The sequence below is a fragment of the Rhizobium sp. WSM1328 genome (genome assembly GCF_057653715.1).
The window spans coordinates 810,642-837,441 of record NZ_CM172788.1; the positions used below are offsets into that span (position 1 = coordinate 810,642).

At 60.4% G+C, this 26,800-nt stretch carries 41 protein-coding genes and 1 pseudogene; 23 read left to right on the top strand and 19 right to left on the bottom strand.

What is annotated here, in order from left to right; genetic code table 11:
* Positions 1-83: 83 nt before the first annotated feature.
* The 6 genes from AC2444_RS04065 to AC2444_RS04090 form a co-directional block, all read right to left on the bottom strand.
* Complete coding sequence (locus AC2444_RS04065) at positions 84-458, bottom strand: VOC family protein (protein ID WP_012756482.1); 375 nt, start codon at positions 456-458, stop codon at positions 84-86.
* 108 nt (positions 459-566) lie between these two features.
* Positions 567-1,187 carry a glutathione S-transferase family protein gene (locus AC2444_RS04070; protein ID WP_012756483.1) on the bottom strand — a complete coding sequence of 207 codons (621 nt, stop codon included), beginning with the start codon at positions 1,185-1,187 and terminating at the stop codon, positions 567-569.
* The gene (locus tag AC2444_RS04075) at positions 1,180-1,665 is read right to left on the bottom strand and encodes an SRPBCC family protein (RefSeq protein ID WP_012756484.1); all 486 of its coding nucleotides are present in this window, start codon (positions 1,663-1,665) and stop codon (positions 1,180-1,182) included. Before AC2444_RS04075 ends, AC2444_RS04070 begins: the two co-directional genes overlap by 8 nt.
* Positions 1,658-1,990: an ArsR/SmtB family transcription factor gene (locus tag AC2444_RS04080; protein ID WP_003557417.1), complete on the bottom strand. Its 333-nt coding sequence runs from the start codon at positions 1,988-1,990 to the stop codon at positions 1,658-1,660. The genes AC2444_RS04075 and AC2444_RS04080 overlap by 8 nt, the downstream gene beginning before the upstream one ends.
* 294 nt (positions 1,991-2,284) lie before the next feature.
* Positions 2,285-2,605 carry a DoxX family protein gene (locus AC2444_RS04085; protein ID WP_012756485.1) on the bottom strand — a complete coding sequence of 107 codons (321 nt, stop codon included), beginning with the start codon at positions 2,603-2,605 and terminating at the stop codon, positions 2,285-2,287.
* Position 2,606: 1 nt separating this feature from the next.
* Positions 2,607-2,987: a DUF4267 domain-containing protein gene (locus tag AC2444_RS04090; protein ID WP_012756486.1), complete on the bottom strand. Its 381-nt coding sequence runs from the start codon at positions 2,985-2,987 to the stop codon at positions 2,607-2,609.
* Between the two features lie 123 nt (positions 2,988-3,110).
* On the opposite strand from AC2444_RS04090, the gene AC2444_RS04095 reads away from it, so the two are divergent.
* The 3 genes from AC2444_RS04095 (at position 3,111) to AC2444_RS04105 (ending at position 4,843) form a co-directional block, all read left to right on the top strand.
* Positions 3,111-3,713, top strand: a complete 603-nt coding sequence (locus tag AC2444_RS04095; protein ID WP_012756487.1) for a TetR/AcrR family transcriptional regulator — start codon at positions 3,111-3,113, stop codon at positions 3,711-3,713.
* Positions 3,714-4,005: 292 nt separating this feature from the next.
* Positions 4,006-4,368 carry an ArsR/SmtB family transcription factor gene (locus tag AC2444_RS04100; protein ID WP_012756488.1) on the top strand — a complete coding sequence of 121 codons (363 nt, stop codon included), beginning with the start codon at positions 4,006-4,008 and terminating at the stop codon, positions 4,366-4,368.
* Entirely contained in the window at positions 4,349-4,843 is a 495-nt protein-coding gene (locus tag AC2444_RS04105) for an SRPBCC family protein (protein WP_012756489.1), read from the top strand. The genes AC2444_RS04100 and AC2444_RS04105 overlap by 20 nt, the downstream gene beginning before the upstream one ends.
* A gap of 65 nt (positions 4,844-4,908) precedes the next feature.
* On the opposite strand, the gene AC2444_RS04110 is transcribed toward AC2444_RS04105, so the two are convergent.
* The 3 genes from AC2444_RS04110 to AC2444_RS04120 form a co-directional block, all read right to left on the bottom strand.
* On the bottom strand, positions 4,909-5,643 hold the full coding sequence (locus tag AC2444_RS04110) for a phosphotransferase enzyme family protein (protein WP_012756490.1): 735 nt from the start codon (positions 5,641-5,643) through the stop codon (positions 4,909-4,911).
* Positions 5,644-5,760: 117 nt separating this feature from the next.
* Entirely contained in the window at positions 5,761-7,692 is a 1,932-nt protein-coding gene (locus tag AC2444_RS04115) for an adenylate/guanylate cyclase domain-containing protein (protein ID WP_012756491.1), read from the bottom strand.
* 356 nt (positions 7,693-8,048) lie between these two features.
* On the bottom strand, positions 8,049-8,327 hold the full coding sequence (locus tag AC2444_RS04120) for a hypothetical protein (RefSeq protein WP_026157280.1): 279 nt from the start codon (positions 8,325-8,327) through the stop codon (positions 8,049-8,051).
* 136 nt (positions 8,328-8,463) lie between these two features.
* Between AC2444_RS04120 and AC2444_RS04125 the strand changes: the two genes are divergently transcribed.
* From AC2444_RS04125 to AC2444_RS04140, 4 genes are all read left to right on the top strand, one after another.
* Positions 8,464-8,760, top strand: coding sequence for a type II toxin-antitoxin system RelE/ParE family toxin (locus AC2444_RS04125; RefSeq protein ID WP_012756493.1), 297 nt, complete (start codon positions 8,464-8,466; stop codon positions 8,758-8,760).
* A gap of 9 nt (positions 8,761-8,769) precedes the next feature.
* On the top strand, positions 8,770-9,078 hold the full coding sequence (locus AC2444_RS04130; protein WP_012756494.1) for a HigA family addiction module antitoxin: 309 nt from the start codon (positions 8,770-8,772) through the stop codon (positions 9,076-9,078).
* Between the two features lie 128 nt (positions 9,079-9,206).
* Entirely contained in the window at positions 9,207-9,554 is a 348-nt protein-coding gene (locus AC2444_RS04135; RefSeq protein WP_012756495.1) for a hypothetical protein, read from the top strand.
* Between the two features lies 1 nt (position 9,555).
* Complete coding sequence (locus AC2444_RS04140) at positions 9,556-9,909, top strand: hypothetical protein (protein ID WP_012756496.1); 354 nt, start codon at positions 9,556-9,558, stop codon at positions 9,907-9,909.
* A gap of 35 nt (positions 9,910-9,944) precedes the next feature.
* Here the strand turns inward: AC2444_RS04140 and AC2444_RS04145 are convergent, their stop codons facing one another.
* From AC2444_RS04145 to AC2444_RS04155, 3 genes are all read right to left on the bottom strand, one after another.
* Positions 9,945-10,523: a DUF308 domain-containing protein gene (locus AC2444_RS04145; RefSeq protein WP_164902758.1), complete on the bottom strand. Its 579-nt coding sequence runs from the start codon at positions 10,521-10,523 to the stop codon at positions 9,945-9,947.
* Positions 10,524-10,759: 236 nt separating this feature from the next.
* Positions 10,760-11,389, bottom strand: coding sequence for a hypothetical protein (locus AC2444_RS04150; protein WP_012756498.1), 630 nt, complete (start codon positions 11,387-11,389; stop codon positions 10,760-10,762).
* Positions 11,390-11,460: 71 nt separating this feature from the next.
* Positions 11,461-12,051: a TetR/AcrR family transcriptional regulator gene (locus AC2444_RS04155; RefSeq protein ID WP_012756499.1), complete on the bottom strand. Its 591-nt coding sequence runs from the start codon at positions 12,049-12,051 to the stop codon at positions 11,461-11,463.
* A gap of 198 nt (positions 12,052-12,249) precedes the next feature.
* On the opposite strand from AC2444_RS04155, the gene AC2444_RS04160 reads away from it, so the two are divergent.
* The 3 genes from AC2444_RS04160 (at position 12,250) to AC2444_RS04170 (ending at position 13,597) form a co-directional block, all read left to right on the top strand.
* Positions 12,250-12,966, top strand: a complete 717-nt coding sequence (locus AC2444_RS04160; protein WP_012756500.1) for an SOS response-associated peptidase — start codon at positions 12,250-12,252, stop codon at positions 12,964-12,966.
* A gap of 74 nt (positions 12,967-13,040) precedes the next feature.
* Positions 13,041-13,361 (top strand): hypothetical protein, encoded by a 321-nt coding sequence (locus AC2444_RS04165; RefSeq protein WP_012756501.1) that lies wholly within the window; start codon positions 13,041-13,043, stop codon positions 13,359-13,361.
* Positions 13,358-13,597, top strand: coding sequence for a hypothetical protein (locus AC2444_RS04170; RefSeq protein ID WP_012756502.1), 240 nt, complete (start codon positions 13,358-13,360; stop codon positions 13,595-13,597). Before AC2444_RS04165 ends, AC2444_RS04170 begins: the two co-directional genes overlap by 4 nt.
* A gap of 24 nt (positions 13,598-13,621) precedes the next feature.
* On the opposite strand, the gene AC2444_RS04175 is transcribed toward AC2444_RS04170, so the two are convergent.
* Complete coding sequence (locus AC2444_RS04175; protein WP_012756503.1) at positions 13,622-14,449, bottom strand: oxidoreductase; 828 nt, start codon at positions 14,447-14,449, stop codon at positions 13,622-13,624.
* Between the two features lie 79 nt (positions 14,450-14,528).
* On the opposite strand from AC2444_RS04175, the gene AC2444_RS04180 reads away from it, so the two are divergent.
* Positions 14,529-15,467 carry an AraC family transcriptional regulator gene (locus AC2444_RS04180; protein ID WP_012756504.1) on the top strand — a complete coding sequence of 313 codons (939 nt, stop codon included), beginning with the start codon at positions 14,529-14,531 and terminating at the stop codon, positions 15,465-15,467.
* 8 nt (positions 15,468-15,475) lie between these two features.
* Here AC2444_RS04180 and AC2444_RS04185 read toward each other — a convergent pair whose 3' ends face one another.
* A complete protein-coding gene (locus tag AC2444_RS04185; RefSeq protein WP_012756505.1) occupies positions 15,476-16,078 on the bottom strand; it encodes a TetR/AcrR family transcriptional regulator in 603 nt (200 codons plus the stop codon).
* A 51-nt stretch (positions 16,079-16,129) separates the two neighbouring features.
* On the opposite strand from AC2444_RS04185, the gene AC2444_RS04190 reads away from it, so the two are divergent.
* The 5 genes from AC2444_RS04190 to AC2444_RS04210 all read left to right on the top strand — a co-directional run bounded on the left by AC2444_RS04190 (position 16,130) and on the right by AC2444_RS04210 (position 18,958).
* Positions 16,130-16,579 (top strand): VOC family protein, encoded by a 450-nt coding sequence (locus tag AC2444_RS04190; RefSeq protein WP_012756506.1) that lies wholly within the window; start codon positions 16,130-16,132, stop codon positions 16,577-16,579.
* A 193-nt stretch (positions 16,580-16,772) separates the two neighbouring features.
* Positions 16,773-17,171, top strand: a complete 399-nt coding sequence (locus AC2444_RS04195; protein ID WP_012756507.1) for a hypothetical protein — start codon at positions 16,773-16,775, stop codon at positions 17,169-17,171.
* Positions 17,172-17,356: 185 nt separating this feature from the next.
* Positions 17,357-17,764 carry a GFA family protein gene (locus AC2444_RS04200; RefSeq protein ID WP_012756508.1) on the top strand — a complete coding sequence of 136 codons (408 nt, stop codon included), beginning with the start codon at positions 17,357-17,359 and terminating at the stop codon, positions 17,762-17,764.
* A gap of 178 nt (positions 17,765-17,942) precedes the next feature.
* Positions 17,943-18,467, top strand: a complete 525-nt coding sequence (locus AC2444_RS04205) for a hypothetical protein (RefSeq protein WP_244432245.1) — start codon at positions 17,943-17,945, stop codon at positions 18,465-18,467.
* Positions 18,468-18,481: 14 nt separating this feature from the next.
* Entirely contained in the window at positions 18,482-18,958 is a 477-nt protein-coding gene (locus AC2444_RS04210) for a hypothetical protein (protein ID WP_017993322.1), read from the top strand.
* 87 nt (positions 18,959-19,045) lie between these two features.
* Here AC2444_RS04210 and AC2444_RS04215 read toward each other — a convergent pair whose 3' ends face one another.
* Entirely contained in the window at positions 19,046-19,927 is an 882-nt protein-coding gene (locus AC2444_RS04215; protein WP_050786615.1) for a dienelactone hydrolase family protein, read from the bottom strand.
* A 362-nt stretch (positions 19,928-20,289) separates the two neighbouring features.
* On the opposite strand from AC2444_RS04215, the gene AC2444_RS04220 reads away from it, so the two are divergent.
* The 5 genes and pseudogenes from AC2444_RS04220 (at position 20,290) to AC2444_RS04240 (ending at position 23,745) form a co-directional block, all read left to right on the top strand.
* Complete coding sequence (locus AC2444_RS04220) at positions 20,290-20,526, top strand: spike base protein, RCAP_Rcc01079 family (RefSeq protein ID WP_012756512.1); 237 nt, start codon at positions 20,290-20,292, stop codon at positions 20,524-20,526.
* A 22-nt stretch (positions 20,527-20,548) separates the two neighbouring features.
* Positions 20,549-21,022 carry a terminase small subunit-like protein gene (locus tag AC2444_RS04225; protein ID WP_012756513.1) on the top strand — a complete coding sequence of 158 codons (474 nt, stop codon included), beginning with the start codon at positions 20,549-20,551 and terminating at the stop codon, positions 21,020-21,022.
* 346 nt (positions 21,023-21,368) lie between these two features.
* Complete coding sequence (locus AC2444_RS04230; RefSeq protein ID WP_171815712.1) at positions 21,369-21,677, top strand: hypothetical protein; 309 nt, start codon at positions 21,369-21,371, stop codon at positions 21,675-21,677.
* Positions 21,678-21,696: 19 nt separating this feature from the next.
* Positions 21,697-21,909: a hypothetical protein gene (locus AC2444_RS04235; protein WP_012756515.1), complete on the top strand. Its 213-nt coding sequence runs from the start codon at positions 21,697-21,699 to the stop codon at positions 21,907-21,909.
* Positions 21,906-23,745: pseudogene (locus AC2444_RS04240) on the top strand (SGNH/GDSL hydrolase family protein). The gene AC2444_RS04235 and the pseudogene AC2444_RS04240 overlap by 4 nt, the downstream one beginning before the upstream one ends.
* A 30-nt stretch (positions 23,746-23,775) precedes the next feature.
* Here AC2444_RS04240 and AC2444_RS04245 read toward each other — a convergent pair.
* Positions 23,776-23,910 (bottom strand): hypothetical protein, encoded by a 135-nt coding sequence (locus AC2444_RS04245; protein ID WP_012756516.1) that lies wholly within the window; start codon positions 23,908-23,910, stop codon positions 23,776-23,778.
* 120 nt (positions 23,911-24,030) lie between these two features.
* Here AC2444_RS04245 and AC2444_RS04250 point away from each other — a divergent pair, with 120 nt between their 5' ends.
* Positions 24,031-24,459 (top strand): hypothetical protein, encoded by a 429-nt coding sequence (locus tag AC2444_RS04250; RefSeq protein WP_012756517.1) that lies wholly within the window; start codon positions 24,031-24,033, stop codon positions 24,457-24,459.
* Between the two features lie 216 nt (positions 24,460-24,675).
* Positions 24,676-24,861, top strand: coding sequence for a hypothetical protein (locus AC2444_RS04255; protein ID WP_012756518.1), 186 nt, complete (start codon positions 24,676-24,678; stop codon positions 24,859-24,861).
* Between the two features lie 617 nt (positions 24,862-25,478).
* On the opposite strand, the gene AC2444_RS04260 is transcribed toward AC2444_RS04255, so the two are convergent.
* From AC2444_RS04260 to AC2444_RS04270, 3 genes are all read right to left on the bottom strand, one after another.
* Positions 25,479-25,679 carry a hypothetical protein gene (locus tag AC2444_RS04260; RefSeq protein ID WP_012756519.1) on the bottom strand — a complete coding sequence of 67 codons (201 nt, stop codon included), beginning with the start codon at positions 25,677-25,679 and terminating at the stop codon, positions 25,479-25,481.
* A gap of 438 nt (positions 25,680-26,117) precedes the next feature.
* Positions 26,118-26,300, bottom strand: a complete 183-nt coding sequence (locus tag AC2444_RS04265; RefSeq protein ID WP_012756520.1) for a DUF3606 domain-containing protein — start codon at positions 26,298-26,300, stop codon at positions 26,118-26,120.
* 230 nt (positions 26,301-26,530) lie between these two features.
* Positions 26,531-26,767 (bottom strand): hypothetical protein, encoded by a 237-nt coding sequence (locus AC2444_RS04270; RefSeq protein WP_017959490.1) that lies wholly within the window; start codon positions 26,765-26,767, stop codon positions 26,531-26,533.
* Positions 26,768-26,800 lie beyond the last annotated feature (33 nt).

Below are 26,800 nucleotides of genomic sequence, written 5' to 3' on the forward strand. Positions count from 1 at the left end.
GATCCGAGGATCCACTCTGGCCTCCTGATGGCACATGGGTCGCTCTCGACCACGCTGTCCAGTAGGCGCTGCTGAAGGCTATCTCATTTCGTCGGCTGCGATCGTACGGTCAGTTTATTTCCGTCAGGATCGCGAAGATAGGCGACGAATGACCCGTTCGGACGTTCCCTTGGCGGGCTCTCGATCGCTGTGCCACCATGCGCAGTACCGGCGGCATGCCACGCTAGAGCATGGTCGGGGCTCGCGGCGGCGATACCGATAGTCCCGCCGTTGGCTACGGTCGCCGGCTTGCCATCAATTGGTTTCGTGATCATCAGCCTACCTCCCTCGTGGGCATAGATCAGTCTACCTCTTGCATCCATCTCGCCGGGCTTGCCTCCCAAGGCAGCGAACGTGGCGTCGTAGAAGTTTCTGGCCCGCTCCAAGTCGTTGCTTCCAATCATCACGTGGGTGAACATGCTTCATCTCCAGTAAGGTAGCCAATAGATCAGTAGCCGATCTCGATAAATTCACGTGCCTTTGCCAACGCCTTTCACCCTGGCAAAGGGTCCTTCGGCCGTGCCCTCTTAGGCCGGGAAAGGGTTTCGCCACGCATCCAGTTCTTCAAGCCGCCCGTACCACGCTTGGATATGCCGAAACTCGGCGAGTGGAATCCCGGCGGCGGTTGCAAAAGGAAGTGCAGCGGCCAATGCGAAATCTGCCACAGTCAGTGTTTCCCCGACCGCGACGCTGTTCTTGGCCAAGTGATCGTCGAGCACGCGAGCATGGAGCCGAAAACTGGTCTTCGCATCTTCGATCACGGCGACGTCAGGCTCCCCGCCGAACAACGGCTTGATCAAGGCTTCAAACCACAGCGTTGCCCCGTGCTGGGTGAAGTGACTGGCATCCCAACTCAACCAGCGCAGCACGTCGATCTGCCGGTGGTCATGCGGCCAAAAATCCGATTCGATGCTGTCAGACAGCCTGCACATGATGGCGTTCGCCTCCCATAAAGTTCCGGCATCATCCTGCAGCACCGGGACTTTCCCGTTCGGGTTAAGCGCCAGGAATTCTGCGGTGCGCTGTTCTCCGCTTGCCAGGTCAACCCTGACGAACTCGACGTCGGCTTTGAGAAAACGAGCGGCGGCGCAGGCCTTCCGGGGATTGAGCGTCTCGCAGTAATAGAGCTTCATCGCCGCCTTAGGCATGATCCGGCCCTTCGGGTCTAGTCCCGAGAAAGAAGCTCAACCGCTCGAGACTTTGCGACCAGCCGTCTTCGTGACCCTTTAGTGACGATGCGCTATCAAATCCACTCTGCCGAAACGTCATTTCCGTGCCTCCGTCGCTGTCCCTGAACGTGATGGTGACGACCGTTTCCGGGCTGTTTTCGCCGCTTGCGAGCTCCCAGGCATGTGTGAAGACAAGCCTGTGCGGCGGCTCGACCTCCAGATATTTTCCGCCGACCCAATGCTCTTCTCCATCTGGCGCGATCAGACAGGCGCGGTGTCTGCCGCCTGGCCAGGCTTCAAGTCGGTCGCCCACCGCCTTGAAACCGTGAGGACCGCACCATTGCACCAACGCTTTCGGGTCGGTCCATGCCCTGAAAACCAGATCGCATGGAGCATCAAACCTTCGGACAAGAACCAGGTCGCGGGTATTGTCGGTATCGGTCTCTGGATTAGTCATTGTCGTATCCTTGTACCTTGGACAGATAGTCATCGAGACGATCAAAGCTTTGATCCCAGAAGCGTCTGTAATCGGCGACCCAATCAGCAACCGTCTTCAACGCGGCCGGCTCGAGGACGCGGGGACGCGAATTCGCTTCACGGCCGGAGCGGATCAATCCGGCCTGTTCCAGGACCTTGAGATGCTTGGATATGGCAGGCTGAGACAACTCGAAGGGATCGGCGAGTTCAGCCACCGTCGCCTTGCCGTTCGCAAGCCGCCCAAGAATTGCTCGCCTTGTTGGATCGGCGAGTGCGGAGAAAATCGCATCGAGCTTGTCGTCCATATATCACCATCTAGCTATATAACCGTATGGATATATTCTACGCAGCGTAATGTCAACGGTTTTGCATGGGCGAAATCACGGGACAAAAATCGGTGTAGATGGCTCCCGATCATGTCGGGATACGTCGCTGTTCCTGCTGCAGACGCCACCCCGCGCTCCGTCCTCCTCGGGCTTGACCCGAGGATCCACTCTGGCCTCCTCGATCAGCAGCGGGCATGGATCCCAGGCTCAGGGCCTGGGATGACGGAGGGTAGGGGGCGGGTTGCACACGCCTGTCGGTGAAAGCGGTCGTGCTCAAGATGAGATCGCGGCAACAGCAATCAAGGTGACAAACACGCTGAGCGGCGCCAAGTGTGCATGGTCGCGGTGGCGGAGAAAAGTGAAAACCGCAGCCGCGATGATGACTGCGCCGAGCGCCACTCCGACAATGCGGCTGACGGGAAGCGCAATCAGGACGGCGCTCAAAATTTCCAGTGCACCGGTCACAATACCCCACCAGCGCGGATAGCCCAACCGGGCGAAATCGCTTCGCGTCCCGGACGTGCCGATGGCGTTGACGAGGCCTGCGCCGGAGAAGGCGGCGACCAGGAACCAGATTGAAAGAACGTGAACCATCTTAGTCGGCCCCGATCATCATGGGGACTGCAACCAGGACCATGATCATTGCCGTCAGGCCGTGAATGCCGAAGGCGCTTTTGGTGGAGCCTTTCGCTGCGAGAATGAGCAGCATGTCGCCTGCGGGGATCATCGCTTCGATCAAAAGCACGATGCCGACCTCGCGCTCAACGCCCCACACCATGAACGCCAGCACGAGCAATCCGGCGACGATATCGCGCACCCCTTTGAGGCGAAGCCACCAGGCGACGTTTGGGCCATCTTCAGGCAGCGGCAGGCCGAAGCCGCGCATCGTCGTCGTCGGGCTGGCAATATAGCTGGTGCCGATCGCGATAATCGCGAGGGCAAGCAGCAACCCTGTGCCATTTAACAGCCACTGCATTATGCACTCCTTCTGTCTATGCTATATAAAATAGCGTTGCTAGATAAATGCGCTAGCATTGCTAGTTTGTCAAGCGTGGATATAATCCTCGCTACTGATCTGCCGGCCGTGGAGATTTTGGAAATGGGTACCGTAGAGCGAAAAACTCGGGAAAGGGCCGAGCGCGAAGATCGCATTGTCGCGGCGGCCCGTGCCGTCGCCGAGAGCGAAGGATGGGATGCGGTGACGATCCGCCGCCTGGCCACGGAAATCGAATACAGCCAGCCAGTCCTCTATTCGCATTTCGCCAACAGGGACGCCATCGTTGCAGCGGTCGCAGTCGAGGGCTTCAAGGAGCTTGCAACCGTTCTCCAGGATGCGGCGGGCGAGGCGAAGGGACGACGAGAGCCCCTCATGGATGTCGCCATGGCCTATTTTGCCTTCGCCTTCAGCCGCCCGGCACTCTACGAGGCGATGTTTATCCTGCCGACCCAGTTGCAGTTCGCCGAGGCTGAAACGAGACCGGAACTTCGGGCCGGTTTCGCTGCCATCGCTGCTGCCGTGTCTCCCTTCTGTGCCGATGCGGAGATCGTGACCGAGACCTTCTGGGCAGCCCTTCATGGACTTGCCGAGCTCGAACGTGCAGGCCGCATCAGGCCCGGCATGCGTGACAGACGCATCGCGCTTGTTGTCCAGGCGATCATCGATGCAGGGGTTCATCAAACCGGGTCGTCAGATCAGGTCTGAAGGCTTGGCCGGTGGCCGCCGCACTGCGAGAACTGGCTGGCGCCTATTTCTCCTCCTTCATTCCTGTGCTTGTCACAGGAATCCAGCCACGGCGCGTCCGTGCCGTGAATGACTCTCCCAAACAAGAAAGTCTATCGCGCCCAAGGACTTGGGCGCACTGGATTCTTGTGACAGGCACAGGAATGAGGGAGGGTGGGGCGTCGACTTCCACGCCGAGATATCTGCGCCGATCGCCTGGGGCCGATCTCGGCCGCTTGCATGACGCCGATCTGCGTGCTAAACACTGAACTATATGGTTCAGTATTCGACAGATCGCCTTGACGCCTCTTTTGCCGCGCTCTCAGACGCCACGCGACGCGGCGTTCTGGAGCAGCTCGGCAGTGCTGATGCTTCGATCACGGAGCTTGCTGGGACGTTCCACATGACCCTCACGGGCATGAAGAAGCACATCGGCGTGTTGGAGCAGGCGGGGCTGGTGACGACGGAGAAGGTCGGGCGTGTGCGGACCTGCAGGCTGGGCTCACGCGGGCTCGAGGAAGAGGCGGCCTGGATCGAAGCGCGCAGCCAGATCTGGAACGCACGCTTCGACGCGCTTGATGACGTCATTGAGGCCCTGAAACGGAAGGAGAAAGTCGATGGGGGACAGAGCGAGTAACGGCCGCACGGCGGTCGAACGGAGATCCGAGCTTGAACTCGTGGTGACGCGCACCTTCAACGGCCCGGTTCGCCTCGTATTCGACGCGTGGACCAAGCCCGAATTGTTCAAGCTGTGGTGGGCGCCGAAGTCGATGGGCGTGCCCATTCTTTCCTGCGAGATGGATGTTCGCACCGGGGGCAGCTATCGCATCACGTTCGGACACGACGCTTCGGACGCCATGGCCTTCTTCGGCAAGTATCTCGACGTGTCGCCGCCATCGCGCCTCGTCTGGACCAATGACGAAGGCGGGGAGGAGGGCGCCGTCACCACGGTGACCTTCGAGGAAGAGGACGGCAGGACGCTGCTGGTACTGCGGGAACTCTATCCCTCGAAGGAAGCGCTCGACCAGTCTTTCGTCGGCATGGAAGACGTGTTGCCGGAGCAGTTCGCGCAGTTGGATGAACTTCTCATCACGCTCAGCGCGAGCGTGTGATAGCTCGACTCAATCGGCCATGCCTCTTGACTGGTGGATGCGGCCAGTCGATCCGGCGAAACTGCTCAGACCGCCCGAACCTCGGCAAGCCGCTTGATTGCGTATTCGTCCTGCCAGCAGACGGCGGCTTCCCATGCGGCCGAGGCTTGCGCGGCGATGTCATGGGCGCCGTCGTCGAGGCCGGCAGCGTTGTCGGGGAGCACCAGGTCAAGGTCGGGGACATCGACATGTGACTCATCCCAGTCGATCAACGCGACCCGATCCGCGGTGATGCGGACGTTGCCAGGGCTGTTGGGATTGCCGTGGACAACGCATGTCTGACGCCCGATGAGCCGCGCCCACGCTGCTCGACATCGAATAACGCCCTCAGGCGGCATCGCGGCAAGGTTGATCCTCGTTCCGGTCTCAGTATGCAGGAGGTCGCTCGACGATCGCCAGCCCGGGCGCTGTGGCCAGCCCTGCGTCAGCCGATGCAGCTCGCGGAGCGTGTCGGCGACGCGACGCCAGTCGGACCCCGTCTCGGGCGGTCCGCCCTCCATGTATTTCATCACCACCACACCGTTGGCGAATAGTCGGCCGTCAGTCGTCGGAATCGGCACCGGAACGGTCATGCCTTCGCGGTCGAGGTGTTGGAGCAGCTCGGCTTCCCATGCAAGATCAGCGTCGCTCCTGCAGCCGAGACGAGCGACCGCGATCTGCCCGTGGACGCGAACGCTCCACACGTCGTTGGCAACGCCACCGGTGAGCCGTTCGATGCGAACCGCGTCTTCACCCCATTGCCCGAGTGCTTCCCATCCCATTGGCGATACCCTTGGAGGTCATGATTAATGACGAAAGAAATAGAGAAAGTTTACGACGCCACAAGGCCGCTGGCGGCGGGCGCAAAGCTGCCGTTGGTAGCAACCCGAACGCCTCGTTCATTCCTGCGTCCTCAGGCTTTCCCCGACAAGTTCCCATAAATCGACCTTCTCGGCCCGCCCCTTGAGCTGCACCAGGCCCAGCGGGCGAAGGGCGAAGTGGGTGCCGACAGCCTCGTGGATGGCGGCGCTCACCAGGATCGAGGTGTTGAATTCCTTGTTCAATCCTTCCAGCCGTGAGGCGACATTGATCGTATCGCCCATGGCCGTGTACTGCTGCCGCGAAATCGCGCCAAAACTGCCGACCACCGCCGGGCCGGTGTGCAATCCAAATCGGGTGATGAGCGCGGGGCGGCCATTCTGACGGTTGGCTTCGTTCAAGTCGTCGACCGCCGCTTTCATGGCAAGCGCACATCGACAGCCGTTTTCGGCATGTCTGGCATCTGGAACAGGGGCGTTCCACATGACGAAAATGGAATCGCCGAGATATTGCACGACAGTCCCGCCATTGCGCTCGGCAATGGTGTTCAACAGTTCGAAATAGGCCGACAGCGTATCGACGACGTCCTCGGGCGAATGCTGCTCGGATATGGTGGTGAAGTCGCGGATGTCGGTGAAGAGCACGGTCACATCCTGCCGCTGCGCCTTGGCGGCCGCTCGCCCTTCGGGATTGACGATCCGTCTGACGACTTCGCGCGGAACGTAGAGGGCAAACTGGCTGATGGCATGGCGGCTGGCCGCCAGCGCGCTCGCCAGCGTGTTGATCTCCGATATCCACGAGTGGGAGACGCCTTTCTCGCCGACGTCGAGATCGCCGATCCTGCGCGCCTCGTCGGCGAGGCGATAGAGGGAGCGGCTGACCATGCGCGAGAGCATCACCGAGGCAGCGACGCCCGCGATCACGAAGGCGGCGGCAATCAGGAGATTGTGCATGAGCAGCCGATTGGCCTCAGCCACCAGATCTTCCAGGGGCACGACGATTGCGGCGACGCTTCCCTTGAACAGACCGGACACACCGACGGGGGCGATCTGCAGGATCTGGCGTTCGCCATCGAGATCGATCCGCACCACGCCGCCGCTTGCAAAGGCCGGATCCCGCCTGAGCCTCGCCACCGTTTCGAGGCTCGTGTCGTAACTGTCTGTCGTCGTGTCGACGGCAACGGCGCCATCGGCATTTTTCGACCATATGCCGAGAAGCCTGTTCATGATTGCCGGGTCGGAATGGGCGATCAGATCATCGGCATCATCGATGATATAAGCGCGCGCCCGCGGCGAAATTTCCTGCGCATCCAGCAGCCGGCTGACAGTCATCAGGTGGATGTTGATGCCGACGACAACCTGATCGTCGTCTCTCATCGGTGCTGCGATCGTCAGCGTTGGAAGCTGCAGCGTTCCCGCGACATAGGGTCCGACGGATACTTCCTCGCCGTGCTGGATGACGGATTGGTACCAGGGGCGTTGCCGCGGATCGAACGATGCATAGTCGACGTCACGCTCGGCGATCGGCCTTGCCTGGAGGTCTAGGAAGCGAAACGTCGATATGACGTCGGGGCCCTGTCTGCGTGCAATCGTGCGGATCGCAAAAGCCGTGCCATCGGGTGCTGCAAGGATCCGGCGGACATCCTGCCTTTGCGTGTTGATGACCTGCAGATACGAGCCGTCAGGATAGCCGGTGTAGACGCTCGTCGCGTTGGGGACGTTTCTGAGAACCTCCAGAAAGAATTGCTGTTTGGCCGTGATATCCTGGGGCGGCGGGGAGGCGAGCAGCGGCAGGGTCGATGCCAGTGCCACCGCCTCGGTGCCGCCCTGCAGCGTATTGCGGTACCCCTCGATCAGCCGCAGGCTCATCTCGCGCATCTGCTGCACGCCCGCACTGACCGCAGCATCGCTTCCTTGCCTGAACGCCAGCCAGATGATCGGCGTCGACGTGCAAAGCAGCGATGCGACGACCAGGACGCCGAGATGCAGTCTTAGGGGTTTGGACCAGTGCACGAGATTTCCCCCGAAATGCGGACACGTCTCAGCGCACGAGGCATAGTCAACGATGGCAGCTAACCGCTTTTTGAAAACTTACACAAGGCGGTGAGTGCGGTCACACCGCCGCTGCGCGTTTCGGTAGAACAAAGTCGCCGACCGTATGAACTGTCGCCGATCATGCCCGCATGCGTCCTGTCCTTGCTCCAGCCGCCACTCCGCGCTCCGTCTTCCTCGGGCTTGACCCGAGGATCCACACCGGCCTCCATTGGCAACGGGCATGGATCCCAGGCTCAAGGCCTGGGATGACGGAGGGTAGGTTCAATGGCAGAGAGCCAGCGACGCGAGACTGAGGCCCTATCAATTGATGCGGCCTACCGCCGGTGAAGCGCCTTCAGCTTCTCATAATGCTCCTCGACCCGGCGGCATGCCTCTCGCGAGGTTTGCTCCGAGCCGCTGCGAGGCATGATCTCCTTTCGCACCCATGGAAGGTGGGTAGCGTTCCACTTCCACAGGCCGGGTTTCAGGTCAGCCGCGTTCTCAAGCTCGACGCGGCCGAAAGACTGGTCGCCGTCGAAGCCGCTAAAATCCTGATGTCCTTCTCCAGGCCAGGTCTCGCGCCATGTGTAGATCGGTTGGTATTGATCTTTCATGTTGTGGCCCATCCGCTTTGCGCGCCATCGTCGATAGATGGCTTTAAGCATTTGCGGGCGCCTCCAGTTCCGAAGAAAAAAGCGGTTGCCGAATGACCCATAGAGTGGTACATCAACTAAGCATTGGAGGCGTGGAATGATCGTCGGGTTTCAGGACGAATGGCTGCGGGCCTTTTTCGTGGAGGATATCCACTCCCGCAACATTCCGTCCGATCTCGAAAGCCGGTTGTTCCGCAAGCTCCAGATGATCGACGACGCGATGACCGATCAGGATTTGCGTGTGCCACCCAGCAATCATTTCGAGAAGCTGCGCGGCACGCTCGACGGCCTGCATTCGATCCGCGTCAACAAGCAGTGGCGGCTGATCTTCCGATGGGACGGCGGTCGCGGCGAAGCGTCGGATGTTTATCTCGACGACCACAGCTATCGATGAGGTGACGCCATGTTGATGACCACACGCAAACCGGCCACGGTCGGCGAAATCCTGACGGAAGAGTTCATGCAGCCGCTCGGCCTGACGCAGGCGGTGCTTGCCGAGGCGATGGGCGTGCAGCGCAAGCATGTGAACGAACTCTGCAACGACCGGCGCAACGTGACGGCGGCGACCGCGCTCATTCTGGCGCGCGTGTTCGGCAACAGCCCGGACTTCTGGCTGAACACGCAGCGTCGCAGCGATCTGTGGAGCGTCATGAATTCGCCCGAGGAGCGGGCGCGGGTCGATCGTGCCAAGCCCTTGGCGAAGGCGGCATAGCGCGGAGCGATCCCACCGATTTGCCGCCGTTTCTTCGCCATGACCGCACGGCCTGCGATTTGGCTTTCGGTTCTACTCTTGCCGCCGCTTGATGTCTGTTTGACTCGAACCGAGAAACAGGCGGCGACATGGAAGGCGATGACGACGAGAAGCCGGACGAGACCGTCCCGGCCAACGGCAATGACGGTGCGGACGGCGAGCCGGAGGCGGAGACATGGCAACGCATCGACCGCGCGGCGCTGACGCTGGCCCGGATCATCGGTCGCCGCATGGCGCGAGAGGACTTTGCGGCGCTCGCCGCCGCCAATGACAACCACAGGCCCGATGCCGCCGGGAAGACGGAGGACGAGGCCGATAAGGATGCCGAGAGTGATCCTGAACCCGCATATGCGACGGTGCTTCACAGCAGTTCTTGCTCTATTGGCTATTGGTCTAAGGCCAGCCGCCGGAACGCCGAAATGTCCTGCTCAGGATGAATTGCTGGCGAAAGCGGAGATCGTGGTTGAGGCGCGCGTGAAATCGCTGTCGATCGGCGAATCCGGTTTCATAGGGACAAAAGACTCTCCGACGCGGTGGATAAGGGCAGATCTGGAGATCAAGAGAGTTATCAAAGGCAAATTCCCGGGAAAGGAGGCGACGGTGTACGGTGCCGTGTATCCCCCAGGGCCTTTCGGGGAACTGACCACGATGGCGTTATCTTACGGTTTCGATGGCCATGACACCTTCGAATGGGAGCTTTCGCGCCGCGAAATCGGTGATGATGTGGCGTTGTTTTCAATGAACGCCTGCAACTATCACAAATTCCCCGACGGGGCAGTTGCTCCCCGCTGATCGACGGTGTCACATCGCGATTGGCGCATGTCGGCTCAGGCCCGCTTCCGCCGCATCTGCGTGACGCTCCGCCAGACGGCCGAAACCAGGAAATAGAAGGCGCCGAGGCCGGCATATCCGGCGATGTTGGCAATGGAGGGTGGTTCCGGCATTTGCGCCTGGGCGATGAAGAACGCGCCTGCCACCGCGGATTGGCCGCCGCTGAGGATCATCGCCCACTGGCCGCCATTGGTCTTCCAGCGCCGGACAGCGGTTCCAAGCTGCAGCAGGCCGGAAAAGATCGCCCAGAGGCCAAAGACGCCGAGAACCCAGTTCATGCTCATCGTCAGGGCGACGATCACGGCAGCGGTCGTCACCGCGCTGACGGCGACGTTGATTGCCTGGCTGCGGTTGTTTGCCAGGCCGCCATTCCGCGATGCGTCGACCAGGTTGGCGGCGGCATCCCAGGCCGGGTAGAGGATCAGCAAGGCGGCCGCGACGGCAAGCGACTGCTGGCCGGCCGTCAAGGCGGCTGCGACCCAGATTGCGGAAAAGGCTGCGCGGGTGAAGTAATAGCGGGTCAGCCACTGTTCCCTGTCGCCAGACGCGACGGTGGTTGAATAATCGGTCATCATGATCTCTTTCCTGAATGTGATGGTGTTGGTCTGATGGGGGCGGCTCACCGTCATGAGCGGCGGCGTCCGTCATCGAGACTGGTTTCCTGGGCTTGCCGGAACTGCCCGAGCATTGCCGGGCGGCTGTCGAGACGGTGTTCTCCGTCGTTCGGGTCCATCGGCTGCCGGTCAGGCGGCATTCCCTGGTAAATCGCCGGTCGAACCGGGGGCGGCCCGGCCGACCGGCGACGACGTGGTCACATGGGCGGGACCACGCCATTTTTCCCGACAAGCACCTGATGGGCGAGGGGGCCTGAGGCGGCTTTCTCGGCGGGGATGAAGACGGCGGCGCCGGGAACGAGATCGTCGTTGGTGGCCGGAGCGATGGTCACGACGGGCGTGCCGTCCGGAATCGCGATCTTCTTTTCCTTGCCGTGATAGGAGACGGTGACGGTGCGGCCGTCGACGCCCTTGACGGCGTCGGCCACTGTCGCATTGGTCATGCTGCTGTTGGGCTTGAGGTCCCAACCATAGCTGCCTTCACCGGCACCTTTCATCGCTGGCGGGAAGATCAGCACTTCAAGCGCGCCGTCGCCGCCGCCTGCGTTGGGCAGCGATGCGATGCCGACGAAGTCGCCCGGCTTGATGTCGGTGACCGCAGCATTTGCAACGCTCGCCAGTTTCCAGCCGTCGGCGAGGGTGACATCGACGGTCTGTCCTTCGCGGGTCTTCACCTTGAGAGCGGAGCCGCTGTAGGTAACGATGCTGCCCCTGACATGGACCTGCTCGGGTTTCTGGTCTTCGGCATGGACCGGCGCCGCTGGAAGGGCCGTCGACGCGATAGTGGTGAGCCCCAGCACGAGGGCGGGGAGAATGTTATTGATCATGCCGTTCTTCCTACTAGTTGGTAGTTTCGCTGAACGTGGTTATCGCTCCGGGCTATATTCCGCCCGGAACTTTATCGAGCGGCGGTCGGAGTGAGCCGCTGCAAGGTGGGGGCCAGAATGGTGGCGAAGACCTCCGGGGTTCCGTAAGCCCGGGCCGACAGCATAGCGCCATGGACGGAGGCCATGAAGGCTTCAGCCTCGACGCGCGGTGCGCTCGACAGTTTCAAACTCCCGCCCTGAGCGCCCCGTTCCATCACCGAGGTCAGCCATGCCGAAGCAAAGCGGAAGAAGGCCTTGACCTCGCCCGCGACCTCCGGCGGCAGCGCCGGCAGTTCGCTCGCAAGCAGGGCGCAGACGCAAAACGGCCTGCTTGCATCCTCGATGCACTGGGCCCAGTGGCCCGCATAGGTTTGGAGGAGCGCCAGGGGATCCCGCACCTGCTGCTCCAGGCCTGCGATACCCGCCTCGGCATCTTCGCGATATCGCACCACAAGCGTGCGCACCAGATCGGTCTTGCTCGGAAAGTGGTGATGGATGCTGGCCTTGCGGATGCCGACGACGGCAGCGATATCGGCATAGCTGAAGCCGTTATAGCCTCCGGTCATGATCAGCGCTCGCGCGGAGGCCAGAATTTCGTCGGAGGTCGTCAAAAGATTGCTCATGGGCTCTATCTACCTTCCAGTAGGAAGGCTGTCAAGCGCAAAGCAGATTTTCTACCGTCAGCGGTGGTGGAGACGGTGACAGGCTTCACCTTGATTCTGGCGAAAGTGATGGCCGCATCGGTTGTAGCGACCGGCCTTGACTCGCCTCGAATACCCAGAACATAATCAGAACATCTAATATGCGGAATGGAGTTCTGGATGTGCGGCCGCGTCTATATCAAGACATCGCTTGAAGAGCTGGTGCGCAATTTCGCCTTTGCAGAGCGAGGCGCGATCGATGCGCTCGGGAACCGATTTCCGCGCTATAACGGCGCGCCGACGCTGGATTATCCGATCATCATTCGCGACATGGTCCGCGAGCCTGATGTCATGGGGCCGGTGTTCGCCTCGGCGCGCTGGGGTCTGATGCCGGCATGGATGAAGCCGGGTGGCCGGCCGCCGCCGATCAATGCCCGCTGCGAGGGCATCAGTACTAACGGTCTGTTCCGTTCCGCCTACAGGTCGCGCCGCTGCCTGGTGCCGATCAACGGCTTCTTCGAGTGGAAGGATATCTTCGGCACCGGCAAGAACAAGCAGCCCTATGCGATCGCCATGGCTGACGGCTCACCCTTTGCGCTCGCCGGCATCTGGGAGACGCGGCGCGACAATGACATAGAGACTCGGAGCTTCGCAATTGTCACCTGTGAGCCGAATGAGATGATGGCGCAGATCCATGATCGGATGCCGGTCATCCTGCATCGTGAGGATTATGAACGCTGGCTATCGCCGGAACCCGATCCGAACGACCTGATGAAGCCATTCCCGGCGGAACTGATGACCATGTGGCCGATCGGCCGCAATGTGGGTTCGCCCAAGAATGACACGGCTGACATTATCGATCCGATCGACCCCGATCCGGAACCGACGCTGATCTGAATTCACCGGCTCGGGCGGGAGCCATCCATCAACCATGCGGTCAAAGAGAACCTCGCGAGAGGACAGGACGACGCATGCCAGAACAAATCACATGGAAATCGTGGGAACATGTCAGCGGCCGGGAAATCAAATACAAATGGCGGCACGCCTGGAAGGAGAAACCCGGTGATGACTACGTCGCTTTCGACGGCGATACCCAGATCGGAAGGATATTCCGGTCACAGGCAGGAGAAGGGATCGATAATCGATGGTTCTGGATCGTGGCGGCTGACGGCAGCAATCGATTGGATTGGCCGTCAGCCGGATACGAGGACAGTGCCTATGTCGCCTCAAGGCGGCTGGAAATGATCTACGAGAGCATCAAAGGCGGGAAACCAAGGACGGCGCACCCATGAGCATCGAAGGCCATTCGAACGCGCCGGGCGCCAATGTGATCGTTGAACATTATTGCGAGCACCGGCTTGCCGACGGCACACGCTGCAAGGAATGGGGAGGCTGGGGCCACAGCCCATCCCCGGCCGTGCCAACGCGCTGGTGGTGCTTTGAGCATTTCCCGCATAAATCATACGAACAGGAACAGGCGCTCAGGCGGAAGCTGGAGGCGGTCGAGGGTGGGAAAATCATCCAATGAGGGCTGGCTGATTGATGTTCCGCGTCAGCCGTCGGTCGAGAGGGTGACAGGCTTCCACGCCTCGATCTCCTGCTGGAGGCGAACGATCCTGTCTGACACGTGCTTGAACGCGTCGCTGCCGAGCAGAAGCTGCGGCGGCGGATTGTCGGATTCGATGAGCTCTAAAACCGCCGCGGCCAGTTTGGCGGGTTCTCCGCGCTGCTTGCCGCTGACGGCCTGCCGCGCCTCGCGGATCGGATTGAAGAGGGCATCATAATCGGCGATCGACCGCTCGGTGCGGACCATCGATCGACCGGCCCAGTCCGTCCGGAAGGAGCCGGGGCAAAGGGTCGTCACATGCACCCCGAACGGAGCCATTTCCGAACGCATCACTTCCGATATGCCCTGGAGCGCAAATTTGCTGCCGCAGTAATAGGCGATGCCGGGCATGGTGATCATGCCGCCCATCGAGGTGACGTTGACGATGAAGCCGCGGCGTCGCGCGCGAAACCGCGGCAGAAATGCCTTGGCGACGGCGACGGCGCCGAAGACGTTGACGTCGAACTGCCGCCGCATCTCTTCGATCGGCGACTCCTCGAGCACGCCCTCGTGGCCGTAACCCGCATTGTTGATCAGCACGTCGACCGGCCCATGCTCGTCTTCCGCGTCGGCGACGACATCATCGATGCGGTCGAACTCGGTGACGTCGCAGACGACCGGCCGCAGGCCAGGCAGGGTTTTGGCGAGCGCCGTGCGCGACGCCTGCGAGCGCACAGTGCCGATCACCATGTGGCCCGCCTGAAGGGCCGCAGATGCAATGGCGAGCCCGAAGCCGGAATTCGATCCGGTGATGAAGAAGGTCTTTCGTGACATCAGCGATATTCCTTGATTGAGGATGCGATTTGACAAATAGTGTGGAGAAGCCGGCGCATCGATTGCGGGTTCTCTCAAAATGTTGCCAAATCCTATGAAGGGTGATCGCCGCCTATCCAGGCGAGGGGAGATGGTCGCCTTGGCCGGACGTCTCGCCCCCCGTCACGGATATAATCCGACCGCGCTCGCTCCCGTCCGCATATTGCGCACGGAAGCCGTGCTCCACGACATCCCGGTGCTCTATAGACCGGGCGCGGTTTTCGTCCTGCAGGGCAGCAAGCAGGGCATCCTCGAAGGCGAGGTCTTCCTCTATGACGAGGAGCACTATCTGGCGGTGTCGCTGCCCGTTCCATTCCGGATGACGTCGACGGCAAGTCCCGAGCGGCCATTGCTTGCGGTCTATGTCGAGTTCGATATGCAGATGGCGGCCGAGATCGCATTGCAGGTGGAAAAGCATGCCGAACTGCCAGGCGACGAGCCGAGAAGTCTCGTGTCGAGCAGGATGTCCGGTGATATCGAGGATGTCCTGCTGCGCCTGCTGACGGCACTTGGCAGCAGCGTCGAGACGGATGTGCTTGGCGCCGGCATTCTGCGCGAACTGCACTACCGCGTCCTGGTCGGTCCGCAAGGCGGTGCGATGATCGCCGCCCTCCAGCAGAAGGGCAGATCCGGGAAAATCATTCAGAGTCTGGCCTGGCTGCGGGAAAACTATGGCCTGGAGATCGCGGTCACCGATCTGGCAAGGGAGGTGGGCATGAGCGTTCCCTCCTACCATGTCCATTTCAAGGGTCTGACCGGCAACAGTCCGATGCAATACGTCAAGGCCATGCGGCTTCACGAAGCGAGATTGATGATCGCGCGCCAGACGAGAACGATCGCTGATGTCGCGGCTTCGGTCGGCTACGCCAGCCCGGCGCAGTTCAGCCGCGACTTCAAACGGCATTTCGGGCGCACGGCATCGGAGGAGATCAAGTGGGTCCAGCGCCATCTTGGCGAACTGGGTGACGATCACGGCTAAAGCATGTCTCACACGCCCGACGGTGCAACGGCCCGCAGCGCGGTCCTAACGATCGCATCGCCGAACTCCGGCGAGACCGGGCGATGGCCGACCAGCAGCCGGAAGAAGACCGGTCCGTAGATCATGTCGAGCAGCGCCTCCATATCAGGCGGCGGAACGATCTCTCCCCGAGCCAGAGCCTCCTCCAGGATGACACGACCCGCGTTGCGGCTCGACAGGATCACCTGGTTGCGGAAGGCCTTGGTGAATTCGCTTTCCGGGTCGGCGGCCGCAAGTGCCATGGTGATCTGCCGTCCGCGCGTGCTCGCAAAGGCAGTCACCAGTCCGCTCATCTGCGCCCCGAGAGCCGCCTGCGCCGTGCCCCCTCCAAATTCCGCTTCCGGTAGCCGGTTGACCAGAAGAGCGGCCATCGCCAGTTCCTGCGCGTTGGCCCAGGAACGGTAGATCGTCGGCTTGCCGACACCGGACCGCGCCGCCACGGCTTCGATCGTCATGCGGCCAAAACCTTCGGCCATCAGGATTTCATGGGCGGCCTCCAAGGCACGCCTCTGCGCGGCAGCGCTTGGCGGCCGCCCTCGTTTCTTCGGTGTTGCATTACTCTCTTGACTCATATCTTTACGATACGTAACGTTAATGAAGAACCCAGTCAAGGAGGATCATCCATGCCGAGTTTTGCCCGAAAAGTGAGCGCCTACTTCATCGTCAAGGATGCGGCGCGGGCCATCGACTTCTACAAGGAGGCTTTCGGCGCCACGGAAGTCTTCCGCATGACCGATCCTTCGGACGGGCGGATCGGCCATGCCGAGCTGCGTTTCGGAGAGACGATGATGATGTTGGCAGACGAATATCCGGACTTCGGCGCCCTGTCTCCCGATACCATCGGAGGCTCGCCGGTGACCTTCCATATGGACACGATGTCGACCGACGCAGCACTGGCGCAGGCGCTGTCGGCCGGGGCGACGATGTTGCGTCCGGCGACCGACCAGAGTTTTGGCGAGCGGGTGGCGCAGGTGCTTGATCCCTTCGGTCACCGCTGGATGTTGTCGCAAACCATCGAGCAGGTCACGCCTGAGGAGATGCAACGCCGCTGGAACGCGGACATCTCGGCGTGAGTGCCACAGCCCTTGGAGCGCTCGAGGAGGCCGGTGGCCGGCGTCCGTCCCGAGCGGCTGCACCAGTTCTCTGGCGGTTCACTGAAGGCAGCTCACATCAAAACATCCGTCTTGACTCTCTTCGCTATCAGAACATAATAAGAACATCGGCGCGGCGGCCGCCATCTGAAAACCGAAGATGTGGAGAGCGGATATGCGTGAGCAGCCGATCGGCGAAGCCGTGGAAGATGATGCGTGGCCTGCAAGTGATGTGATGTGGCCGCCGGAGAAGGAGATTGAGGTCTCCGAGGCGCATGCAAGCCTGGTCAAGGCCGTGGCGGGGAGCCGCGGCGTGAGATTTTTCACGGCCTTCATCATCGACATCCCCAGCGATACCTATCTTGGCGATGTCCAGATGGCGATCGACGAGGCTGCCGGCGAGGCCTGCGGCATCCTGCTGACGAAGCATGTCACCGGCCGCGACGCCGCAACAGGCGAGCCAGTTCTGACCGAGGAAGCCACGCGACCGTTCAAGTTTCCTTGCGGCGAGGGCGTCGCGAACGCCATATCGGCATTCTGCAGCAAACTCAAAATGGCGGGCATCTTCCCTTGATCGCCGTCATGCAACGCTTCCAGCCGGACCTCTCGAAAACGCCGATGCATCGTCGCAGCAAAGAAGGTGGAGTTCCATCCGGCCATGCTTTGCCGCATGCGAGGGCCATGGTAAATTTCGATAGACCGTGTCGATTCCGGCGTCGTAAAATCGACAACCGTGAGAAAAATACGGAATGAGCCCCCATGCCCATCTTTCATGCGCAGTGTACCTGTGGCGCCCTTGCCCTGGAGGTCGATGGCGATCCTGTGCACAACCACGTCTGTACGTGCACGCGCTGTCAGCGTGCATCCGGCAGTGCGCTTTCACACAATGTGTGGTTCCGTGAGGAAAATGTCCGGATTATCTCCGGGGAATATTCCGTCTGGTTTCCGCAAGGCGAGACCACACCTGAGGTGATGAAAGCCTTTTGCCGGGTCTGTGGCGGGGGCGGGTTTTCGAAATCCGGAACATACTTTCCCGGCACTGTCGTCATCGCCGGCGGCACATTCGCCGATCCGTCCTTTCCTGTTCCGGATCATGTTCATTGGTGGGACAATCGCCCGCATTGGCTCGACCTCGCCGAGCCGATCGAGCGTCTTGCGGGAAATTGACCTCTCCGGGCATAGCCTGCGATGTGGCGCATTGGACGAAGCGCACGGTTAGAGCCTGCCGTCGCCCGAACACCGCGCCTGCTTTTCGGTGTCATGCTATGGCGCCACCGCCTTGTTTTCTCCGGCATCCGAACTACGGTGACGATGGGTTTGATGGCGATGATTTGGGGACGGTCGCGTGCGTTTCTTTGCAGCTTTGGTGATTGCGATCCTGTTGAGTGGGGAGGGGGCGGTTGCGTGCCCTCTCAATGATACGTTGAAGCTGTGCGTGTTGAATGGTCGAAGCCTGGCTGCCCTGCACAACGGCGTTGATCGAGGCGATTGGACCGTTGAAGCGCCTTCTTCTCCCGCCAACACTACCTCTGAGCCTCGAACCGGCAGCGAGCAGTACACGATGCCGAGCGGATTGCGGTTCGCCACGTATTATCAGGAATACCGAAAGCTCTTTTCTGCTACCTGTACGCTCGATTATTTTGGCGTTCTGGCGACGGATCGTTCGGAGGATCTGCGTTGTTCGAACGCTGAGCTCGAAGCCTTCGAAGCTGGGCTCGCGGCAGCCTCGTTGGGTTCAGTCACGAAAGACCGCAAGCAAAGCGGCGTGGCCTATTTGATCGAGGGTGAGAATACGTGGATGACAGTCGTCGTCGTTGGTAAAGACCTGTTGAATGTCTGGGTCGAGACGTCAGTCCTCAAAAAACCCTAGAATACGCCGTGGACATGGAAGGCGCAAAAGTGACCGGCAAAAACCGTAGCAAACCGCGCTCGGGAAAACACACCGCCGACGCCCCAGCGGTCGACGCGTTCACCCGGAGCGCGCTCGCATCGGATCTGACGTGGATGCCGGATTTGACGGCTGTTGGAAAGCCACCGCTTACCGCTGATGCCTATGTAGAGGCCTATCTCGCAGATCCCGGCGAATGGTATTGGACGACGATTTTACTGCACGATCCGAGCGAGGTCGTCTTGAAACGAGTGCTCGCCATTATCGATCAAGCCCAATTGCCTGGCCACGAAAAAGCGCTCGGCCAATTGGGCGCCGGCCCGCTCGAGGACATGATGTCGGAGAAGTTGCTGGATCGTCTGCAACATTGGCTGCCCTTCACACCGGCCATGCGCCATGCGCTCGGTCTGGTTCGAATGTCCAGCGAACCTCTTGTCTCGCAAAAGCGACTGAAGGCGATGCTCTCGCGGTAGTGTGCCTCCGCGGCTGGCATGGATTCCAGGGCCAAGGCCTGGAATGACGGAGAGTGGGGCGTTTCCTGCGAACTTCGAGCCGAGGTTTTAGTTCAAGATGTAGTTTCGAAGGAATGTGCGAACGCTGCGGATGGACTTTCGTGCGGCGTCCGGATTGTATTTTTCGATGTGGCCCAACACCCTCCGTCCCACCTTAAATTCCGGGGCGTCAAAATCGTGGTAAGTGCCCTTGTAGATATTGAGCTCGATGGGCGGGCTATCGTCACTCAGCTTGGCAAGCCTCTTCCGGCATCGGTCAGCCGGGCTCCAATTGTCTCGTTCGCCAGTTAAAATCAAGATCGGCACCGTCGCATCGCCCTGAGTTGCCGCGCAGAGGGGATAGTAGGCAACCGCCGCCCTGAACTTGCTGTCCATCAGCTGTTCGTTGCCTTCGATTTTTGTTCCCTCCAGCGTCGCCGTGCCGCCGGTTGAAAAGCCCATCAGGGCAACGCGCCTGGCATCGACGAAGCTTTGCTTCGATAAAAAATTCAAAGCGCCATAGGCGTCGAAGACCCGATCGGGGAGACGGTTTTGACAGGTGTCCTTGATGTTGCGGGAGGTGAAGCTATCGACGACCAGCACGACGTAGCCCCATGCGGCCAGCCGTTTCGGCCAAAGCTCCTTGACGCTCAAACGCATGCCCTCGCATCCATGCAGAACGACGACTGCCGGGAAAGGGCCATCACCCTGGGGGCGGGATAGATATCCCAGCAGGGGCGTACCTTGCGGTTGAGAAAGAATTTCTCCCTGTTCTCTCGCCTTGCTTATCCGAAATGGGCTGAGCTTGACGGGCGCGCTTTCGAAGTGAACCAGCTCGTCGGCATCAGCCGGGTTTCCAGCGAGCGTGACGCTGAGAAAAGCGATGAGGCAAAGAAAAAGTCTCGTGGTTTTCACTGAACTTCTCCACCGTTTGATCAACAGCCCACTCATTGTACGCCGGACCTGAAGGCTCGCAAAGCGGTGAGGCGTTCTGCCGCCGGTTGGACCGGGTTGGGCAGATTTCAATTAATCGCATGCTGCGGTTAGAAGCCCTTGATCACCCCCCGGCGGATCATTTATGACTACCGCAAATCCAAGCTGCGAGATTTGAGTCCAGAGGTGATGTCGACCAAATCGACGTCGCCCTTCAATCGTTTGCGTCACTCGCCAAGGCTTGAGAACCGGTCATCTCAGACGTCCGGACAGCTTCCTCGGATCGTCGTTGATCCCCCATCCTCTGCCGCCTGACCGCTCATCTTCGATCACATCGGGATCGGGCCGGGTATCGCTCGCCTCTTCCAAGGAGAACTGCAATGGACCCTTCGATTGCTCCGGCCTCGCGGGCCGCAGTGGTGACGCCGAACGATACCGCCATTGTCGGTGCCCGCGCTCTCTATATCGGCACGACGGGTGACGTTGCCATTGCGCCGCGCCGGGACATGGATCCTGTCATCTTCAAGAGCGTGCCGGCCGGGACGATCCTGCCGGTTCATGCCGCCATCGTGGCGCTGACCGGGACTACGGCATCCAACATCGTCGCGCTGTTCTAGAACCCTCCAGAAGCAGCGCCTCATGGGCAGACCCATCAAGTTCACCCAGGCGCTTGCCGACAGGATTTGCGAGCGTATCGCCGACAGGGAAAGCCTCCGGTCGATCTGCCGGGATGAGGGGATGCCGGCGATGTCGAGCGTGCTCTCCTGGCTCGCCGATGACGACAAGGCCGGTTTTCGGGCCAAATACGCCCTAGCGCGCGAGATTCAGGCGGATGGTTTTGTCGACGAGATGGTCGAGATTGCCGATGACCGCGCAGACGACTGGATCGAAAAGAAGAACGCGAGCGGCGAGACCACCGGCTGGCAGGAGAATGGCGAGGCCATAAGGCGTTCGCAGCTCCGCATCGCCACTCGTCAATGGGTCGCCGCGAAGCTGAAGCCGAAGAAATACGGTTCCAAGGTCGAGCCCGACCGTGGCGCCGTGACCGGCGAGGTTTCGCAGTTGCTGGAAGATATCAATGGCAAGACGCGCGGACTTCCAAACGGCAATTGACCAGTTTTCCGACTGGCGCTGGCGTCTGAATAATCTTTATTGGATCACCGACAAGGCAGGCAAACGCGTCAGGTTCGAGATGAACTGGACGCAGATGACCTTTTTCGAGCAGATGCATTATCTGAATGTGCTGCTGAAAGCCCGCCAGCTGGGTCTCACGACCTTCATTCAGATCTTCATGCTCGATGCCTGCGTCTTCAACCGGGATATCCGCGCCGGCACCATCGCCCATACGCTGGGCGACGTGCAGGCGATCTTCCGGGACAAGATTAAATACCCTTATGACAATCTGCCGGATGGTATCCGCAACGCCGTGCCTGTCGTCAGAGCCAACCAGACCGAACTGCTGCTTGGCAATAATTCGAGCATTCGTGTCGGCACCTCGCTGCGCTCGGGAACGCTGCAATATCTCCACATCTCCGAATATGGAAAGCTTTGCGCGAAATATCCTGACAAGGCGAGGGAAGTCCGCACCGGCGCTTTGAATAAGGCCGGCGAAGAGCACCGCAAGCGCCTTGCGGCCGCCGAGGCCGCCGAGCAGGCCGCCAAAGACACACTCGAAATCGAGATCCAATCCTATGAGCTTCAGCTTTCGGAAAAGAACCGCGCTTGCGCTGTCACTGCTGCTGATCGTCAGTGGCTGCTCCGCCACTGAGCGGCTGAACAAGGCGGCGGTGACGAAGGGGCAGGCGGCGGCCGGCATCGCTCTGCCGCCGTTGCCGGACGATCTCCGCCGCCAGGAAGCGCATGCGCCTGTTGTCGAAGGCGAGCCTGTCATCGCCATCCTCGCCCGCGAGCGCCAGGCGCTCAACCGCGCCAACGCCCGCCAGGGGCGCACCATTCAATTCTACGACGACCTCACCAGCAGATATGGAACACGCCAATGATGAACGCCATTTCGCTTGCCCTGACGAGCCCGATGCTGAGCGGTGGAGGCGGAGCCGGCGGAGACCCTGACCGCTACATATTCTTCGCGACCCGCAACCGCATGCCATCAGGCAGTATCGTCACCGCTGCATCCGGCACGAATTATGTCTGCACCAAGGTCGTCGTCAACACGCCGCAGTACAGGACCAGGACCTTCCGCTTTCACCTCTCGGGCTTTGCCTCGACGGAAGGTGGAAACGCGCCGCAGGAAACGGTCGTTACCGGCACGATCGGCACGCCGGGCAATTCCGTCGTTGCCGATGCGATGTTCATCAGGGCGGCCGGCGTCTTCTACCAATGCACCTTCGCCGGCTTGAACACGGTGACGGTCGCGGATCAGACGAATGGCGCCTGGACGGACGAACTGACCATTCCCGATGTCGCCTCGGAAAGCGAAATCGAAATCTGGCTGTTTTATCATACCACCGTCGGCGAGAAGATCTGGCCGGTCTATCGCATCCAGAAGCACCGCGGCGAGCGCGTCTGGGGTGCCGGCGATCTCGCCACGCTGCTCGCCTTCAAGGACACCCCGCTTGCCGACAGCACGGCCGCACTCGACTCCAACTACGCGACCGTCACCCAGCCACAATATTATGGGCCTGACTTCATGGTCGCCAAGGGCGATTGGGATGGAAGGCCGGTCGCACTTGCTGTCGTCGACAGCCTGGGTGAAGCGCGCCAGCAGTTTTCCCCGGCTGCCGATGCGCGCGGCAATCTCGGCTGGTTTCGCCGCTGGCTCGACAGGGATGGCGGCATCGGCCGCATTCCGCATCTGATGATTGGCATGCCGGGAAACGGTTCGGTGCGCGAGCTCACCGGCACCGGGGCTGCGATCGCGACCCGGCGCTGGGCCGTTCTCGACGAAATCACCGCCTTCAACAACAACAAGAAGCCGTTCACCGTCATCGCCAACCAGATGGGGCAGAACGATACGGCCGCCACCTACACGCAGTTCTTCAACACCAACTACAGAAGCTTGATCACCAGGCTTCGGGCGCGCTACCCCGGCGTTAAAATCGTCGCCTTGCCGCCGCTCGGCCGCACCGTATCCACCCGCACGGTCACCCTGACATCGGTCGGCACCGTCGTCACGGCAACGATCGCCTCGGGCATCAATGGGCTTACGACCGGCCAGACGGTGTCGATCTCCGGCGCTACGCAGACGGAGTATAACGGCAATGTGGTGATCACGGTCACCGGGCCGAACAGCTTCACCTATAATTTCGCCGGATCGGCGACATCGCCCGCGACCGGCACGATCACCGCCAACGACCTCTATCTCAGGGCCTCGTATCAGAGCTTTTCCGCCAACAACACCTGGCCGGCGGACGGTACGGATGCTTCGGGCAAATGGCGGCTGCGCGCCGATCCTGGCGAAGACCTCCGCCTGCTGCGACGATGCTATCGATACCTATGCGGCCTGGGTCTCCGGTGAAAGGGATGGCGTCTGGCCCGGTATGCTGGAGCTGTCGAGCACGGTGGTGACCGTGCAGTCGGGCACGGACGGGGTTGCGACCTACACGACGATCGAAGTGGCGGATGCCAGCATTTTCGGGCCGGAGCAGGAGATCAGCACCTATGCCGGGCCGGATGGCCTTGCCCGCCTGTCGATCACGTCGATCGGCAGCATCTCCGGCAATACGATCACCATTTCGATCCCGCGCTCCACGGTGCTGCCGGTCGGCTCCATCGTCCGCCCGAGCGTCACGCCGGATGGCGTTCATCCCTACGGCGCCGTGATCGACCGCGTCGCCACCGGCATTCCCCAATCCGAGAAGGTGAAATTCAATCCATAGGCGGAGCCAACGAAGAGCCCTTCGACATCGTCACTTCGGCTCCGGCTGCTGGATGACCGGCGGCGGCGTTTCGCTCTTGCCGCCTTGATCGAACGGCTTGATCACCAGGATGCTCAGGATCGAGGCGACCATTACCCCGATGATGATCATCAATAGCATTCTCATGGGCGCCTCGCGTCAGATCTATAGAGCTGTTTTGCTGCATGCATACGCCTCTTCGCGAACCCGAAGACTCAACATCCCCAGGCTGAAAACGTTCCATCCCACGACAGAGCACCGAAAGAGATGACATCCAATGACGATATCCTGCGCGCCCTCGGGCGCGTCGAGGGCAGGCTGACCGGCATCGAGGAAAACGTGGCACTTCTACGCAATGAGGTCAGCGACGAAAAGACCAACGCCCATGATAGCCGCGCCGTGATCCACAAGCGGCTCGACGAGCAGGCCAGGCAGATCGCCCATCTCGATACCCGGGTGGCAATCAGCGGCGGCGCGGATGCGCTGATCCGCGAGGAAATCAGAACCCTCAAGGAGACCGTCGAGAAGAACCAGGAGGCGGTGGGGCCGGCGCTTGAAGAGTGGAAACGGATGAAGACGATCGGCTACGGGATATCCGGGTTGATTGCCTTTGCCGGACTGACGATCGGCGGCACCATTGCCTATGCGAGCGATGGCGCGGTGGCGGCACTTCGGCATTGGTTGAAGATCAATTGATCGGCTCGATCTGTAATCCTTGGAGAGGAAGACAGGCGCTCTTCAGGGCTACGTTTAGGAAGGCAGAAACCCATTGATCTCGTTGCGAGCGCCTGGCGCCAGCAGACCGGCGTTTCTCACTCGCTGCAAACCGACGCAAAACAAAACCCTAAATTTTAGACTTCGCTAACGAACAAATCCGCACCTTGCTGGTTTTCCTCTCAGGAGGAAACAGACATGAAGAGTATGGACAACCGCCAAGTTCGCATTCCCGGCCCGCGAGAGCACGATGTTGCGGAGCATTGCCGCAAGTTTGGCATCGGCTCTGCCGAGGAGAAGAAGCTGAAGAAACTTCTCGGGTCGCGGGCGCCGCTCCATGAAATCCAGGCCAATGCTCCGCCGCGCCAGCCAAGGTGGCGTTAGGCGGGGAGGGGGCACGTCGCAAGTGGCCATTACACGCCACATTACGACAATGATTCAAAGATTGAGCGGAACAGAGCAGCGCCGTGAACGCTCGCGAAAGAGGTGCTTTTGCCGGATTTTGAAATGATCGATTTTGTTTAAAACGTCGGCCGAATGTTCGGCTTGCTCCACTTGGACCTGCTGAAAGCCCCGCTCCGGCGGGGTTTTTCGTTGGCGTTGTGATGTGCCTGTCGGTTTTCGCCCGGCGGGAGCTTATCGGTGTGACGGTCGCAACGTGCCCGGGCAGGTTGTCGATGATCCCCAGGCGGAATTTCCGGGATCGTGGCGTCACATTTCTGCCGGGGAACTTCCGGCAACATCAGGGGTTTTGCCGGCGGATCGCGCGGCAGGTCTCGTCTCCTGTACCACTGCTACCCCTGCAGTTGCTGCGCGGTCCACTTGATGCAAGCGTCTCACGGAAGGGCTTTGCTCCCGGCTCTCGGCAGCGGGCGAAGGCATTTTTGTCGGCCGTCACCCGGCCTGTTGAAAGATCCAAACCTGCAAAGACGCAGCGATCCGTGCCGAGCCCAGCACCTGCGATGGCTCAAGAAGGTACAGCCGCGCGCCCGAAACACCTATCAATAGCGTGGTTGCCGCGAGAGCATGAGGATGTAGTCATCGGCGATGTCGGCAACCACCATGGCGGCTTCCGCTGCCGTGTATCCCCTGCCGATGGCGTCGCTGACGATCTTCATCACGGCAGGTTCAAGGGCTTCCCGGCAGTCGGACAGGTTTTCGGCATGCGGGCATTTTGGACGAAATTCCAAGACGTTGTTCATGGCACACCCTCCATTTGATTGAGCTCGGCCCCTGTAAAGGAAAGCCGGCCTCTCCCCGGAAAGGCGGGCCACGGTTCCGGCGAGCTGCTTCACGAACCAGAAGTCTTATCGTGACGCTACGATGGCATAGGAGCCGACGTATTCAAGCGCATGCTGATATTAAGGTAAGCCAGTAGGGTTAATTCGTCCGTTGCTGTTGCATCGTGGCATCGCTAGCAGATGCAAAGGCTATAGAGGCTGCTGCATCTCGCCCAAAACCGTACAGCGGTTTTGGGGCAAGGACATGCATCAAATAAAGACTTCAGGATTTGAACGCCTGCGAGGCTATTTTCTGCCCTAAAGCGCGTCGCGATCTTTCAGATTCGCTCTTGGCCCTAAGTCTTTGTTTTTACGCATGCCGTTGTCGCAAAACCGCTGTACACTTTTGCGCGACACGCATTAGACGCTGATACGCCGGCCCGCCTTGTCCGCCTCTTTGCGATTGGCGCCGTGCTTTTCGATGATGTCCTTGGCATCCTCGTTGGAAATGCGGTGTTTCTTCGCGAAATAGATGACGTCGTAGGGGCCGTCAGCCACGGCCGCTTTGGCGGGCTGGGCCTTTTTGGTTGTGTCGTTGGTCATGATTTTTCCTTTCAAGGCAATGTTGCGCCGGACATCAGTTCATGTCGCCGCGCGTCAGCACTGGAACAGGATAATTTAGGCCGGGTCGGCCTAAAATCTGAATCCTGGTCTCAATTAAAGAGCGAGAGCATGGTGTCGTCCGAAAGCCGCTCACACTTTTCGGCATCATACTCTATCGGCTCCGGAACGAGCCAAGCCGGCATCGGTCGAAGAATTGGCTTCGTGCCGTTTTATCGATGCGCTCGGGCCGTCATATGTTTTTCCCAGATCTGCGTTGCCTGCGCTGCCGTGCCGGTCTTGTGGAATCGCAGCAGGTGCAGTCCTTCGTTCCGTCGTTTTTCGTTAAAGGCGCTGTTTTCGTAGTCGGTGCCTTCGACAATGCTCTCGCTTTGAAGAACGGCCTTCAATTCCTGCACATAGTGTCCGGTGATATTGAAAAGCGCTTCATTCTCAGGTGCGTCTGTCATCGTTTTCCCTATGAGTGGTCGCGTGGCATTGAA